General features: G+C 46.8%; 13 protein-coding genes. 3 read left to right on the plus strand and 10 right to left on the minus strand.

What is annotated here, in order from left to right; all coding sequences use genetic code 11:
- Positions 1 to 64 precede the first annotated feature (64 nt).
- The 9 genes from GC098_RS09400 to GC098_RS09440 all read right to left on the minus strand — a co-directional run bounded on the left by GC098_RS09400 (position 65) and on the right by GC098_RS09440 (position 11,825).
- Positions 65 to 451, minus strand: a complete 387-nt coding sequence (locus GC098_RS09400; protein WP_171642921.1) for a RidA family protein — start codon at positions 449 to 451, stop codon at positions 65 to 67.
- A gap of 144 nt (positions 452 to 595) precedes the next feature.
- Positions 596 to 1,924 (minus strand): aspartate aminotransferase family protein, encoded by a 1,329-nt coding sequence (locus tag GC098_RS09405; RefSeq protein WP_171642922.1) that lies wholly within the window; start codon positions 1,922 to 1,924, stop codon positions 596 to 598.
- Positions 1,921 to 3,405 carry a M81 family metallopeptidase gene (locus tag GC098_RS09410; protein ID WP_171642923.1) on the minus strand — a complete coding sequence of 495 codons (1,485 nt, stop codon included), beginning with the start codon at positions 3,403 to 3,405 and terminating at the stop codon, positions 1,921 to 1,923. The genes GC098_RS09405 and GC098_RS09410 overlap by 4 nt, the downstream gene beginning before the upstream one ends.
- Before the next feature lie 210 nt (positions 3,406 to 3,615).
- Entirely contained in the window at positions 3,616 to 5,370 is a 1,755-nt protein-coding gene (pyk, locus tag GC098_RS09415) for a pyruvate kinase (protein ID WP_171642924.1), read from the minus strand.
- Positions 5,363 to 6,337 (minus strand): acetyl-CoA carboxylase carboxyltransferase subunit alpha, encoded by a 975-nt coding sequence (locus GC098_RS09420; RefSeq protein ID WP_171642925.1) that lies wholly within the window; start codon positions 6,335 to 6,337, stop codon positions 5,363 to 5,365. The genes pyk and GC098_RS09420 overlap by 8 nt, the downstream gene beginning before the upstream one ends.
- Positions 6,327 to 7,193, minus strand: coding sequence for an acetyl-CoA carboxylase, carboxyltransferase subunit beta (gene accD / locus GC098_RS09425; RefSeq protein WP_171642926.1), 867 nt, complete (start codon positions 7,191 to 7,193; stop codon positions 6,327 to 6,329). The genes GC098_RS09420 and accD overlap by 11 nt, the downstream gene beginning before the upstream one ends.
- A 67-nt stretch (positions 7,194 to 7,260) precedes the next feature.
- Positions 7,261 to 7,449, minus strand: coding sequence for a hypothetical protein (locus tag GC098_RS09430; protein ID WP_028554922.1), 189 nt, complete (start codon positions 7,447 to 7,449; stop codon positions 7,261 to 7,263).
- 174 nt (positions 7,450 to 7,623) lie between these two features.
- A complete protein-coding gene (locus tag GC098_RS09435; protein WP_171642927.1) occupies positions 7,624 to 8,124 on the minus strand; it encodes a phosphatidylglycerophosphatase A family protein in 501 nt (166 codons plus the stop codon).
- A gap of 71 nt (positions 8,125 to 8,195) precedes the next feature.
- Positions 8,196 to 11,825: a DNA polymerase III subunit alpha gene (locus GC098_RS09440; RefSeq protein ID WP_171642928.1), complete on the minus strand. Its 3,630-nt coding sequence runs from the start codon at positions 11,823 to 11,825 to the stop codon at positions 8,196 to 8,198.
- 124 nt (positions 11,826 to 11,949) lie between these two features.
- On the opposite strand from GC098_RS09440, the gene GC098_RS09445 reads away from it, so the two are divergent.
- The 3 genes from GC098_RS09445 to GC098_RS09455 all read left to right on the plus strand — a co-directional run bounded on the left by GC098_RS09445 (position 11,950) and on the right by GC098_RS09455 (position 13,157).
- Positions 11,950 to 12,282 (plus strand): YtrH family sporulation protein, encoded by a 333-nt coding sequence (locus GC098_RS09445; RefSeq protein ID WP_171642929.1) that lies wholly within the window; start codon positions 11,950 to 11,952, stop codon positions 12,280 to 12,282.
- On the plus strand, positions 12,279 to 12,770 hold the full coding sequence (locus GC098_RS09450; protein WP_171642930.1) for a sporulation membrane protein YtrI: 492 nt from the start codon (positions 12,279 to 12,281) through the stop codon (positions 12,768 to 12,770). The genes GC098_RS09445 and GC098_RS09450 overlap by 4 nt, the downstream gene beginning before the upstream one ends.
- A 93-nt stretch (positions 12,771 to 12,863) precedes the next feature.
- Positions 12,864 to 13,157: a YtpI family protein gene (locus GC098_RS09455; RefSeq protein WP_171642931.1), complete on the plus strand. Its 294-nt coding sequence runs from the start codon at positions 12,864 to 12,866 to the stop codon at positions 13,155 to 13,157.
- Here the strand turns inward: GC098_RS09455 and GC098_RS09460 are convergent.
- Positions 13,154 to 14,482 carry a DRTGG domain-containing protein gene (locus GC098_RS09460; protein WP_057307274.1) on the minus strand — a complete coding sequence of 443 codons (1,329 nt, stop codon included), beginning with the start codon at positions 14,480 to 14,482 and terminating at the stop codon, positions 13,154 to 13,156. The two genes, GC098_RS09455 and GC098_RS09460, sit on opposite strands and share 4 nt — an antisense overlap.
- Positions 14,483 to 14,617: the final 135 nt, after the last annotated feature.

The following is a 14,617-nucleotide window of genomic DNA, read 5'->3' on the forward strand; positions in this document are numbered from 1 at the left end:
ACCCCTTCTTCTCTATCGAAATTAAAATAGTAACATACTCATTTTTTTCTGCATTTTCAGTTACCTATTCGTTCTCAGCGGCTGCCCCAAACGCGATGGCATCGATTTCTACCAAAATATCGAAGTTTAGATCGCAATACACCGTAGTTCGCGCCGGATATGGAGAAGAAAAATAACTTCCGTAAATTTCATTGAACGATGCATAGAGGTCTCTTTCCTTTAAATATACGTTCACTTTCACGACATCATCCAAGGTGAGACCCGCTTCGGCAAGAATGAGACGAATATTGTCCAATGTGCGAATGGTCTGGGCTCGCAGATCAGGCCCTACAATTTCTCCCGTCTCTGGGTCCAGACCTCCTTGGCCAGAAATGAAGACGAATCCTCCTGCTTGGATCGCGGAGGAAAACGGTTTGCCGCTCTGACCGAATGCAACTATCTTTTTACTCAATCAGATCACCTGCCTGCTCAAATTCGTTTCTTGGTTCCTACATAAGGACCAGCATCTTCCGGGAATATCCGTTTGGAATGTCTCGATGCGCCCCGTATCCGCTACCGTAATGTAGCATGTACGTCCGTCGATCCCTCCCGAGTCTTAAGCTCTTGATGTCGATAGTTTCATTTTGTCCAACACCCGATCTATCGCTTGAAGCGTTTCCTTCACTTCTGCCTCACCATGAGCAGTCGATACATACCATAAACCGGTCTGTCGGATAAGCACACCTTCCTCAAGAAGCTTTTCGGTGAAAAAGGTGTAAGCTTGTGTATCCCGTAAATTAAAGGTATCAAAATCGCTTACTTCCTCACGATCTATAAACATGACGTGAAAAACTGGTCCTAACTGGTTCACCACGCCTGATATGCGCTTATTCTTCAGTAAGGTTCGAATTCCTTCAGCAAGCATGACGGCCATGGCTTCCAATTTGGAAAAAGCAAAGCTTCCGTCCTTGGATAACGTGTCGATGACCGTAAGACCAGCAGCTGTGGAAAGACTATTTCCATTCAACGTGCCCAAATGGAGCACTTTACCTTCCTCAATCAGCTGTAGGATTTCCTTTTTGCCAGCAACAGCGCTTAACGGAATACCACCTGCCATTGCCTTTCCGATTGTAACCAAATCTGGCTGGATACCGAATCTTTCGTGTGCACCTCCAAGTCCAAACCGGAATCCTGTAATTACTTCATCCCAAATCAAAACAATACCCATTCTTGACGTAATCTCTCGCATGAATGCCATATATCCTGGCTTTGGAGCGATACAGCCGGAATTACACATCACTGGTTCGGTTATGACAGCAGCGATGTCGTGACTATGCTCGTTCAACGCTTTCTCAAGGGCATCGGGATCGTTCCAAGGAAGCAGAATCAACTCCTGCAGACTGCCGTTGCTTTGACCCCCCGTACCTGGCGCAGCCGCTGAGAGTAAGCTGTCTTTTTGCACGGACCCGAAATCAGGACTTGGAAAAGAAGTAAAAATGGAATCCGACCAACCGTGGTAATGTCCGTAGAAACGAACGATTTTCGTTTTACCTGTATAGGCTCTTGCCAACCTTAAAGCCAGCATTACCGCCTCTGTTCCTGACCCGCTAAATGCCACTTGATCTGCGCAAGGCAAAATTTCGGTGAGCCGCTTGGCTAAACGAATTTCCCCATCATGTTGTAAACCGTATGTACTTCCGCGAAGAAGAGCCTCATGAATATTTCGGGTTAAATCTGGATGAGCGTGTCCCAGAATGAGCGGACCGTAGGCTAACAAATAATCAATATACACATTATTGTTGACGTCCACCACCCGAGCACCTGATGCATCCTGCACATAAAGCGGCACGGGTTTCATAGAAGAGCGCAAGCTACTGGCAACCCCACCAGGAATATATTTTTTGGCTTCTTCCATCTTGACTTTGGATTCACTGATAGAAATCATTCCTCATTCTCCTTTTCAGTAAAGTCGAACGGAAAGATAGGTCTCTGCAATTGGCTGTAAGCCAGACGATGAAGGCTTGCCGTACAGCATCCCGGCGTATCCGCTTCAATAACTTGCTTAGCATAGGGACCGAATGCGCTCCTCCAGGCAACCGCTGATTTCACGACAATAAGGTGGTAGTCGCAAGGATCCAAACCAATGGACGAAATATGTCCTATGTCCCAAGGAGGGACCCGTTCTTCTGTTAGCACTAAGGTGACACGCTTGGCTTCAACAACCGCCGTTCGTCCCATACGAGCAGAAGATCCCGTCATATAAGGTCCTCTATGCTTGTATTTGCCGTCGAATAGCATGCGAATTTTTCCATCAATCGGTACTGGCGAACCGTGTAATTTGTCGCTTTTACCTCCGACACAACAGGCAAGCGAGGCTCCTATACCCAACTCACATGCAAGCTTAACCGCTTCTTTGTCTCGAATAACAATCAGGCTCGAAACATGATGGCGAAGCAGTGCCGGAAGCAGGTGCGTGCCGTCTGCAGGCGCACCTCCCCCCACATTATCCGATCCTTCTACTACAATGATAGGACCTTCTTTCACTAATCCAGCATCCTGGATTGCGTCCTCTCCCGTCTTCTCCCGGAAGCGAAATCGATCTCGATTCTTCCATGCCAAACCACTCAACTTCTCCGCACAACTACGTGCCAACACCTCGTTCCCGTTTGTCGTCACGACAAACGACATTCCTGCTTGAGGAATATCACTATAAGGGAATCCGCCGCATACAGTCACGTTCAGAACCTCAGGGTGACGCTCCATTTGGAAAGCTGCCTCCATAATCTCTTTCATTGCGCCTTCTGTAGTCACCATCTTCTGTGGCACAACCAACATATGTGGCCGTGACAGCATCATGATTGGCTTAATCTCCTTGCGAATTTGTCGCATCAGAAGCCGTAAGGCCTCCTCACCTCTTTCATAAGCGTCAGTATGCGGGTATGTATCATAACCTATCAGCAAATCACATAAACCAATCATTTCCTCGCCAAGGTTCGCATGAAGATCTACAGTTACGGCGATCGGGAGTATAAGCCCTGTCTTTTTCCTAATTTCACGGAGGACGGCAGTTTCCATATCTAGATGGTGCTCCGATACCATTGCTCCGTGAAAAATTATTAATAGCCCATCAATGTCAGGAGTAACAGATCTCACCAATTCGTCAATTACCATTCGCGCTGCATTGCCAGAAACCATACCGCTTGGTGTTGCCGTGGCGTAAACGCCTGGTAGAAGCTCCACGTTTTCCAACCGGGCTACATCAATTACGCCTCCCATGGTTGTTTTAGTTTCAGCAAATGCACTTAGAAATGCATCCCTTCCCCAGGTAGAAGTTACTTGGAAAGCATCCCATTCCGTTAGCCCGGGAGCGAACGTATTCGTCTCGTGGTACACACCCATCACACCGATTCGAACTCGATTAGACATTGCGCATTCACCTTCATTCCACTTTATGGAAATAGTATATCACACGATTTTTATTTACATCAAGAAATTTATTTTTCATTTAGAAATAAACTTCTTGCATATAGATAAACATAACCCTACTTATGGGACACATACCGCTAGACAATCTACGCATATCTAACAAAAAAAGAGTGAAGCTGAGAATACTCTCGCTTCACTCTTTGCTATATCCTACAGAACGCTCGCTTGTCCGGAGTAGATCACGCCGACCTCTGGATAAATCGAAACTTCTGTGCCATCTTTGATTACTTCTACAGCGTTCTCAACGCCAACGATTACCGGAATACCAAGGCTAAGTGCAACAACCGCTGCGTGTGAAGTAATACCGCCCACTTCTGTAATCAACGCTGATGCTCTTTGTACAGCTGGCATATATTCTTTGTCCGTCGATACCGTTACAAGTACAGCACCGTCTACCATTTTTGCATTCGCTTCTTCTGGTGTACGAGCCGTTACCACGATACCCGTTGCTGTTTGCATGCCGATACCCGTTCCTTTGGCAATCATCTCACCTACGTGATGAACCTTGATCAAGTTCGTTGTTCCGGAGCGTCCAACAGGTACACCTGCCGTAATGACAACGATATCACCTAGAGACACGATACCTGTTTTGATGCTGCTTTCTACCGCAAGGTTGAACAGCTCGTCCGTCGTTTTCGCTTGCACGCCCATCACCGGAATAACACCCCATACAAGGGATAAACGGCGAATGACATGCTCGCTAGGCGTAACGGCAATGATTGGTGATTTCGGACGGTATTTGGATACCATTCTAGCTGTATATCCACTTTCCGTAGCCGTTAAAATCGCTTTCGCACCCAGCTCCAAAGCTGAGTTAGCTACCGCTTGAGAAATCGCTTCGGTTACAGTAACTTGTTGCGCTTGCGCTTGACGAAGGAAAATTTCTTTATATTCCAATGCTGCTTCCGCACGCTCAGCGATACGAGCCATCGTTTGCACGGACTCAACTGGATACTTACCAGCAGCTGTTTCACCGGACAACATCACAGCATCCGTTCCGTCGAACACCGCATTGGCTACGTCACTTGCTTCTGCACGCGTTGGACGCGGGTTACGCTGCATGGAGTCGAGCATCATCGTTGCCGTAATAACTGGCTTACCTACGATGTTACATTTTTTGATCATTTGTTTTTGAACAACAGGAACATCTTCAGCTGGAATTTCAACCCCAAGATCCCCACGAGCAACCATCAGACCATCGGATACTTCAAGGATTTCGTCTAAGTTGTCAACGCCCTCTTGGTTTTCGATTTTACTAATGATTTGGATGTGTGAAGCATTGTGTCTTTCCAACAATTCACGAATTTCCATAACGTCACTTGCTTTACGAACGAAAGAAGCCGCGATGAAATCTACGCCTTGCTCGATACCGAAGACGATATCGTTGGCATCCTTTTCCGTGATACCCGGAAGACTGATTTTCACACCTGGCACGTTAACGCCTTTTTTGCTTTTAATCGTTCCGCCATTGACAATACGGCACTCGATTTCAGTTCCACGAATATCAACAACCGAAAGGCCAATTAAACCATCATCGATTAGAATGGTAGATCCAACAGCAACGTCACGCGGCAGATTCGAATACGTAACTGAGATACGATCTGCATCGCCTAAGATTTCTTCTGTTGTTAAAATGATGTGCTTGTCCTGAACAAGCTCAATCGGCTCTTCTTTCAATTTCCCCGTACGGATTTCCGGTCCTTTGGTATCAAGCAAAATAGCTGCTACTTTGCCTGTCTCAGCGGATGCAGCGCGAAGGTTGCGGATACGTGCGCCGTGCTCCTCAAAATCTCCGTGGGAGAAGTTAAGACGGGCAACATTCATTCCCGCTTCTAGAAGTTTTTTCAAATTCTCTTGTGATTCGCTTGCAGGTCCAATGGTACAGACAATTTTCGTTTTACGCATGGTTTCCCTCCTGAGTGAATGTGAACCGGCCGATCTCTCTAAATTTGCGGTAACGGTCCTCGAGCAGCTCCTGTTCGTTCATACTTAGCAAATGCTGAAGCTGTTCCCAGATAGCTGTTTTGATCAATTCTGCTTGTGCTGCTAAATCCCGGTGTGCGCCACCTTTAGGCTCTGGAATAATACCGTCGATCACCTTAAGCTCCAAGATATGATCCGCAGTAATTTTCATTGCTTCTGCCGCGTGTAAAGCTTTGGAAGCATCTTTATATAAGATGGAAGCCGCGCCTTCGGGACTAATAACCGAATAGATAGCATTCTCCAACATTAATACCTTGTTACCTACACCTAAGCCGAGTGCGCCGCCACTGCCGCCTTCCCCAATAACAATACAGATGATCGGCACACGAAAAGAGGCCATTTCCAGTAAATTTCTGGCAATCGCTTCTCCTTGGCCGCGCTCTTCTGCAGCATTCCCAGGGAATGCCCCCTTGGTATCAATAAACGTTACAATAGGTCGTCTAAACTTGTCCGCTTGACGCATCAAACGCAGCGCTTTACGGAATCCTTCCGGATGCGGACAACCGAAGTTACGAGCAATATTGTCCTTCGTATCTTTCCCTTTTTGATGACCGACCACCGTAACCGTAATGCCGTTCAACTTGGCTAATCCACCTACAATCGCAAGATCATCTCCATATAGGCGATCGCCATGAAACTCTATGAAATCCGTAAAAATAGTTCCAATATAATCAATCGTTGTCGGCCTTTGCGGATGGCGAGCCAACTGCATTTTCTCAGCAGAAGACATACTCGCATAAAGCTCATCTTCGAGTTCAGCATATCTTTCTTCCAAACGGCGAATTTCCTCTGAAAAGTCAATTTGCTTCTCAGCGCCAAAAGCACGCAGTTCCGCAATCTTCTTCTTTAGTTCCGCCAGCGGCTGTTCAAACGGCATTTCACCCGCCATAAGTCGCCTCCCCCTGCACTCCGTGCATGTCTAACAGCTTGATTAACGTAGGACGCATATCCTTACGGCTCACGACCTTGTCGAGCTGACCATGCTCGAGATTGAATTCAGATGTCTGGAAATTGTCGGGCAGCTTCTGTTTAATTGTTTGTTCAATAACACGACGCCCCGTAAATCCAAATGGCGCAGCCGGTTCAGCAATAATAATATCGCCTAACATAGCAAAACTCGCAGATACACCGCCGAAAGTCGGATCTGTAATAATAGAAATAAACAATCCGCCTTCCGCACCGAGCTTGGACAAAGCAGCGCTTGTCTTCGCCATTTGCATCAAGCTTAGAATGCTTTCTTGCATACGAGCTCCACCTGATGTGGAGTAAATGATAATTGGAACTTTCTTTTGAATGGCAGCTTCGATCGCTCTGGTTATTTTCTCCCCAACAACGGAGCCTAGTGATCCACCCATGAAGTCAAAACTCATAGCCGCAACAATAACCGGATAGCCACCAATCGTACCTTCCCCGGTCATAATTGCATCTTGTAATTTCGTTGTGCTCTTCGCTTTATCCAATTTCTCTACGTAATCAGGGAACTCCAGAGGATCCTCGGAGATCATGTCTGCGTCGTATTCCAAAAACTCACCTTCATCGAGCGTTAATTGGATACGTTCCAATGCGCTTAATCGATAATGATAGCCACAAGCTGTACAGACTTTTAGATTTTTCTCAAGCTCTTTGCTCGTTTGGATCGTACCACATTTCGGGCATTTATTCATTAAACCTTCGGGAATTTCCCGTTTTGTTTTCTCGGAAGGAATCGTTGCATATTTACGCTTTTGAAATAAATCCTTTAGCACATTTCCACCTCTACTTGGCTATTATCTTGAACTTCTGACAAGCCACGTTACTTACTTCTACTTTTCATTATCTATGTAAAATAGAATTGAGCACTTCCTGTACTTCCTCTAATTCGCCTTCTGGTACGACGATTTCGAACTGATTTTTGGATAAAGAGATACCCCGAACTTGTACGAGAAATCCTTCTTCCGTCAGCCTCTGTTTAATCCGCTCTGCAATCTTCGCGGTAGGAGCTATGTATATCACCGTCCACATGAAAAAAAAACCTCCTATGACGTGCAACTACATGGATTAGGGCAAGTTAGCAACGATGATAATTAACATCCTACATAAGCATAGGCGCACACAATGGAATAATGATATCATAATTTCTCTTTTTCCCGCAACAGAGCACGTTCATGAAAAAAAGTGAAGTCTGAACTATTTGAGCTAGTCCAGACGTAATTTACTGCTATAATCAGGCGCATGCTCATTCTGATGAGCGATTCTGGCAGAAGCGGCAGCCGCTAAACCACAGATCAAATCATCCAGAAAAACATGCACAGAACTTTTATCATCATTCAATGTTCGGATAATACCCATTTTTTCCTTATCTAAATAGCCAAAACTAGTTAAGCCGATCATTCCATATACATGAACAATGCCTAGGGCCAGAGTTTCATCCACGCCGAACAGGGGTTCATCCGCTTCAAGAATCGATTGCAAAGGCTCGGGCAGCAGCTTTTTCTCTGCCAATTCATCAAGAGCAATGCCCGTATAAAGCGTATACTGCACTTCCCGCTTGGCGAGAACAGCCAGCACACTCTCGATACACACTTCTTGCGATAGTTGATCATTATAGGGCTTTTGCAGCTTGAACACAATTTCAGAGATTTGCTCTACCGTTACACCACGTCTTTGCAGCAACTGGATCATATGTTGTTCGGTCATAAGTCTCCTCCTACGCATGTATTAAGCCCCTGAAATGCCGGGTTCCTATTCATATGCGGAGGTTGCTGTCTTTATTTCACTCTGACCGAATCTTTACCCATGATGGTCTCAATCATACGGAACAAATCCTTCGAAGGATCGACCAAATATTGGTCGCTCAGGGCCAAGAGCTTGTTGCTGCTTTCGTAGAAAAGCGCAACCGCGAGCCCACCCTTATGAAGCTTCAGCAGCGCCTTCAGCTGCAGCAGCTTATCCGGCTGCTCGCAGTCAGCCGAGATCTTGACGAACACCCGCTGCGCCTTCGGCTCCGCAGCGTTCGTGCGCGCCGGCTGCGCCGCAGCGCGGGACTCCTGGCGGCCCGCCGCAGGGGCCGCCTGTGTGACAGCGGCGGCGCTGCGTGCGCCGCCTGAGATGGCAGCCGTGCGCGCAGGCCGATCGCTGACTACGTCAGCTGATCGCCTATGCGCCCCTGGCTGCCGGCGGAGCCGCTGGACGCCCGCAGGGTCGTCCAGCGCGACAAGCTGCTCCGCGAGCAGCTTGGGCGGGTCCTCGTCCTGAAGCTGCAGCTTCGCCCTGACGAGGACGAGTCTGCCCTTCTGCACGAGCGGAGCCGCATTCTTCCAGGTCTCCGGGAACAGCACCACCTCGACCTTATCGATGCGATCCTCCAGCTCCATGAACGCCATGGGCTGCCCTTTCTTCGTGACGATCGTCTTATTCGAGAGGATCATTCCCGCTACAAGAACCTCGCTGTTATCTGGCAGCTCGGCTAATTGATGAAGCATAGCCGCTTCCATCTCACTAAGCTGCTCCGCATAGGCATCAAGCGGATGTCCGGATATGTACATACCGAGAAGTTCCTTCTCGAGCTCCAATTGTTTGCTCTGCGGCATCGGAGGTATGTTCGGAACTTCAACCTCCCAGTTCGGTTCTTCAACGAAGCCGAAGAGGTGAAGCTGCAGATCATCCCGTTCCTTGCGCCATTTGGTTGCTGAGGCGATGGTTTCATCGAGAATAGCCATCAGCTGAGCGCGATGCCCGCCTAAAGTATCAAAGGCTCCACCTTGAATGAGCGATTCAATTACTCGCTTATTACATACGCGTAAATCAACACGTCTGCAGAAATCAAGCAAGCTCTCGAACTGTGACTTTTTCCGTTCATTAAGAATAGCATCGATTGCTTGAGTGCCTACATTTTTGATCGCAGCAAGTCCGAAGCGGATCGCCCCTGCCGCAGGATCCGGTGTAAACACCGTTCCACTGCCATTGACATCAGGCGGCAGCACAGCCAATTTCACCCGTCGACATTCATCCACATATTCGGCTACCTTCCGATGATTTCCCATGACAGCCGTTAACATAGAGGCCATAAAGTAAATCGGATAGTGCGCTTTTAAATAAGCCGTTTGGAATGCCAGCACCCCATAAGCCGTTGCATGCGCACGCGGGAAACCATAATCAGCAAATCGCACGATCATATCATACACATGATTAGCCTCATCGGCGTTGAAACCTTGACGCAAGCTGCCCGAAACGAAATGTGCCCGTTCTTCATCCAGCACTTCCCGCTTCTTCTTGGACACTGCTCGTCTTAACAAATCCGCTTCGCCTAAGCTGAAACCTGCCATTGATGAGGCAATTTGCATAATTTGTTCTTGGTAGACGATAATGCCATACGTATCTCGAAGGATAGGTTCCAACGTGGGGTGCGGATAGACGACCTCCATCTGTCCGTGCTTCCCAAAAATGTACTTAGGTATAAACTCCATCGGACCTGGGCGGTACAAGGCCACAACGGAAATAATATCTTCAAACACAGAGGGCTTCAAATCCTTCAAAACCTTACGTACACCAGATGACTCCAGCTGGAAGACGCCCGTCGTTTCTCCTTTACTAAGCATACCGTAGGTCACAGCATCCTCATCCATGTCCAGCATATCAAAGTTGAGGCGCACATCTTCCATCTGTGCAATCCAATCAACCGTTCGTTCTATAATAGACAGCGTCCGCAAGCCGAGAAAATCCATTTTCAACAGTCCGATAGCTTCCAAATGTTCCATCGTATACTGAGTAAGAGCCGTCTGAGCTGTGCCTTCTTGAAGAGGGACATACTGTGTCAGCGGCTCTCTGGAAATGACAACTCCTGCAGCATGGGTTGATGCATGGCGCGGCATTCCTTCAACACGCATCGCCATTTCAAGCAATTCTGCTGTCTTGGGCTGTCTTGCGACCAGCCCCTTTAAATCAGAGCTAACCTGCAGTGCTTCCGCTAAGGTCATACCTAGTTGATTCGGAATCGCCTTGGCAGCGCGGTCAACATCCCCGTAGGGTACATTCAATACGCGGCCGACGTCCCTAACCGCTGCTTTGGCCGCCATCGTTCCGAAGGTAATAATTTGCGCGACATGCTCGTGCCCATATTTGGCAACCACGTAATCAATGACTTCATCCCGGCGTTCATCGCTAAAATCGATATCAATATCTGGCATCGTAATCCGCTCAGGATTAAGAAAACGTTCAAACAGCAGCTTATATTTCAGTGGATCCACATTCGTAATGCGCAGTACGTAAGCAACTAGACTTCCAGCAGAAGATCCCCTACCCGGCCCGGTCATGATACTCTTTTCGTGCGCAAAGCGAATAAAATCCCATACGATCAAGAAGTAATCGGAAAAACCCATTTTCTCAATGACGCTGAGCTCATAAGCTAGACGTTCTTCTGCTTGTTTCCGCAGCGGTGAATCCGCAGTATGCCACTCAGATTTAGTAGAATAGCGCTGCTCCAGCCCCTGCACACAGAGCTCTCGCAAGTATTCTCCAGCTGTGAGGTGATCTGGAATCGGACGAAAGCTAGGCAAAATCGATTTACCGAACGTAAGTTCGAGTTCACAGCGTGAAGCTACAACGCTCGTATTCGTAAGCGCTTCGGGGACATGGACGAATAAACGTCTCATCTCCTCTTCGCTTTTCAAATACATCTGACTCGTCCCCATCTTAAGCCGATCTGTGTCCTCAACTGTTTTGCCTGTTCCAATGCAAATGAGAATGTCCTGCATCACGTGATCTGGTTCAGTCACATAGTGCACATCATTCGTGGCAATAAGCGGTATTCCGGTTTCTTTGCTCAACTCGATCATCGAGATCATCACTTTTTTCTGCTCAATCATCCCATGATCTTGAATTTCCAGAAAGAAGTCGTCGCCGAAAATATCACGATAGCGCTCCGCCGCTTTTTTGGCTTCATCGTGACGATTGTGAAGCAAATGCTGAGAAACCTCGCTACCTAAGCAGGAGCTCAGACAAATAAGTCCCTCTGAATGCTTGGCTAAATGTTCCAAATCGATTCGCGGTTTATAGTGAAAGCCCTGTAAATGCCCGATTGAACAGAGCTTCATTAAATTTTGATAGCCTTGAAAATTTTTGGCAAGCAGGATGAGGTGATAGATCGGCTGTTCCTGTCTAGTCCCTTTATCACGAATAGATCCCGCTGTGAAATAGACTTCACAACCAATAATTGGTTTAATGCCTCGCTGTTTGCAGGCTTTGTAGAAGGCAATGGCCCCGTACATGACACCGTGATCTGTCAATGCCAGAGAGGTCATGCCAAGATCAGCCGCTCGGGAAACAAGCTCCTCCATACGTGCCGCACCGTCTAATAAACTGTATTCACTATGAACATGCAAGTGTACAAACGAACTCATCAGCATGTCCTCCCTTCTTTCATTTTATTCCTTATATTTTATCATATTGGTGCTAGGCATTCCCATACATTAAGTATAGAGAGTTTGTCCTCTTTAACTTAGCTGGAAAGGAAGCGATAAGGACATGTATGTCTTTTGGGCAAATATTATCGTGTATTTCTGTATTGCATTCGGGGTCGTATTTGGAGGCAGCATGTTAAGTGGAATAGCAGCCGTGCTCACGCTTCAATCACCGACGGAAAAAATGCTGACCATTGCAGAAAACATTAAAATCTGGGCCATGGTAGCTGCCGTTGGCGGCACGATTGATCCGATACGCTATATTGAAAGCCATGTAGCTATAGGGCATTTGAATCCCGCTATTAAGCAAATCGTTCTGATTATTGTTGCCTTTATAGGCGCGCAGATGGGCACTTCACTCATTCAAATGATCTGCAAAGGGGGCAATCAGCCTTGAGGATCCCTCCTTTTGCCCGATATCAACGTCTGCTTTCGAGCTTAGGACTGATGCTTTCGGGAGCTATCATTGGGAGCGCGGTCTATATGAGCATTCATCAGTATAACTACACGCAACTATATGTGGAGATGCATAAATATTTGCAAGAAAATCGTGATTTGCATGCCGATATCGACAACTTAAACAAGACAAAAAATAAGCAATCCTTAATTAATGTCGTCAACGTACATTTAGTTCCGAAAAATCAGGAAGAACTCATTAGTGAAGATATTCAGAAAGAAATTGAGAGCGATATTAAAAGCGAGCTCAAGCTCGTTATTGGCCAAAAGGCCGCGTTCGTACGGGACTCACAGCCCCTTTATGAAAAAATTATTACCCAGCGGACCTATATTTTGCATGATAAAAAATATGTCGTTGAGGTCAAATCCATCGTATTGATTCAAACCGAACTGACTGTCTGGATTACGGCCCAAGAGAAACGCACATAACCGTCCTGAGGACTTTTTAGGTGATAGAATATTGCAATCTTACATTAAAATCGCTAAAGTAAACATTAAACTCGCCTAAAGGACGGATTATACATGTTCGCCATTCAAATCACTTTATTCTCCCTTATTTGCATACTGCTAGCGCTATCCTTGTATTTCAGCTTCCGGTCTCGATGCGAAAGTGACCCAGCCAGACGCGGTTTATTCTCGGCCCGCATGAATATTAGCATGGGTTTAATGCTCGTTCTGATTGCCATTACCCAAATCTTCTTCTTTAGTGAATCCAGCTTTCGCCGTATCTTCGGCACCGTGCTGGTCTTGCTAGGTCTGTTCAACCTATTCGCCGGCATTCGCAATCACGGGCACTTCGATCGCATGCTGCGTTAAATGACTTGAGCGGTTAGCATCGCTTTGGAAACCAAAGTCCCAGCATGATAAATTTCTACATCAATTTTGCCAAACTTACGGCTCACCTCAATGATGGTGGGTCGTATTTCTATTTTGGAGTCAATTTGCAGCGGTTTTAAGAAATAGGTCGACATATTGTCCATGACGAGATCCCCCTTCTTATGTTCCTGCACGATACGATAGGCTGCTTGGGTCATCAGTGTTGTAAGAACACCTTCCGATACCGTCCCCAAATGATTCGTCATCTGTGGGGTGATAACGCCATGAAACTGCAGTGACCCCTTCTCATCCCTAACTTCTTCCAGTCCGGACCAGATTAAATCCTCGAACGTTTCACCATTCTGCGGCTGCTTCTGAATATACTGCATGGCTTTCAGCACATCGCTGCGATTAAGCACGCCAAGTATTTTGCGGTTTGTATCCACAACTGGCAGCAGTTCAATGCCTTCCCACACCATCATGTGGGCCGCTGATGCTACCGAAGTTTGGGGCGTTACAGTAAGCGGACTGCGCGTCATAAGCTTATCTACCGTTTGTAGAGAATTAGCACCCACCATATCCTTCGAGGTCACAACACCGATAATTCGGTTCCACTCGTCTACGACTGGAAAACGGCTGTATCCTGTATCCTCTGACATGCGCTGCCAGTCCTTCAGTGTACTATTTGCCTTAAGGGCATATAAGGAAGCTCCTGATGCCAGGATGTCCTCGACAAGCATAATCTTCTTCTTGATCAATCGATCGTATATGGCTCTATTAATCATGGAGGCAACTGTAAATGTATCGTAGCTGCTCGAAATAATGGGTAGTTCCAGTTCATCTGCAAGGACTTTCACCTCTGTACTGGTGTTAAATCCCCCTGTAATGAGCACACCTGCGCCTTGTTCCAAAGCACAGATATGGGCACGGTTACGGTTACCAACAATAAGAAGGCTGCCTGCCTCAATGTAGCGCATCATAGCATCCTGTTCCATCGCGCCGATAACGAACTTGTGCAGCGTCTTATGGAGTCCCCGTGAGCCACCGAGCACTTGCCCATCGACCATATTCACGACTTCAGCAAATGTGAGCTTATCAATGTTCTGTCGCAGTTTTTTCTCGACTCTTACGGTTCCGATTCGCTCTTTGGTCGAGACCAGACCTTGATTCTCGGCCTCTTTAATAGCTCGGTAAGCCGTTCCTTCACTGACTTCCATGTTCTTGGCAATTTTGCGAACGGAGATCCGGCTGCCAAGCTTCAAGCTTTCAATATAGCGCAAAATCTGTTCATGCTTCGTTAACGTATCCACGGATTGTGTATCCAACTGTTACACCTCATTCGCTTGTTCCTGTATTACTCTGTACTACTAGTATAATCGTTCCAAAGCGCAAGAACAATGAAATCAGCTTTTTCTAAATAAAAAATCCAACCCTATTGGATTGGATGCTTTATTTGTATT

The sequence above is a fragment of the Paenibacillus phytorum genome, from assembly GCF_013141715.1.
GTDB classification, from domain to species: Bacteria; Bacillota; Bacilli; order Paenibacillales; family NBRC-103111; genus Paenibacillus_E; species Paenibacillus_E phytorum.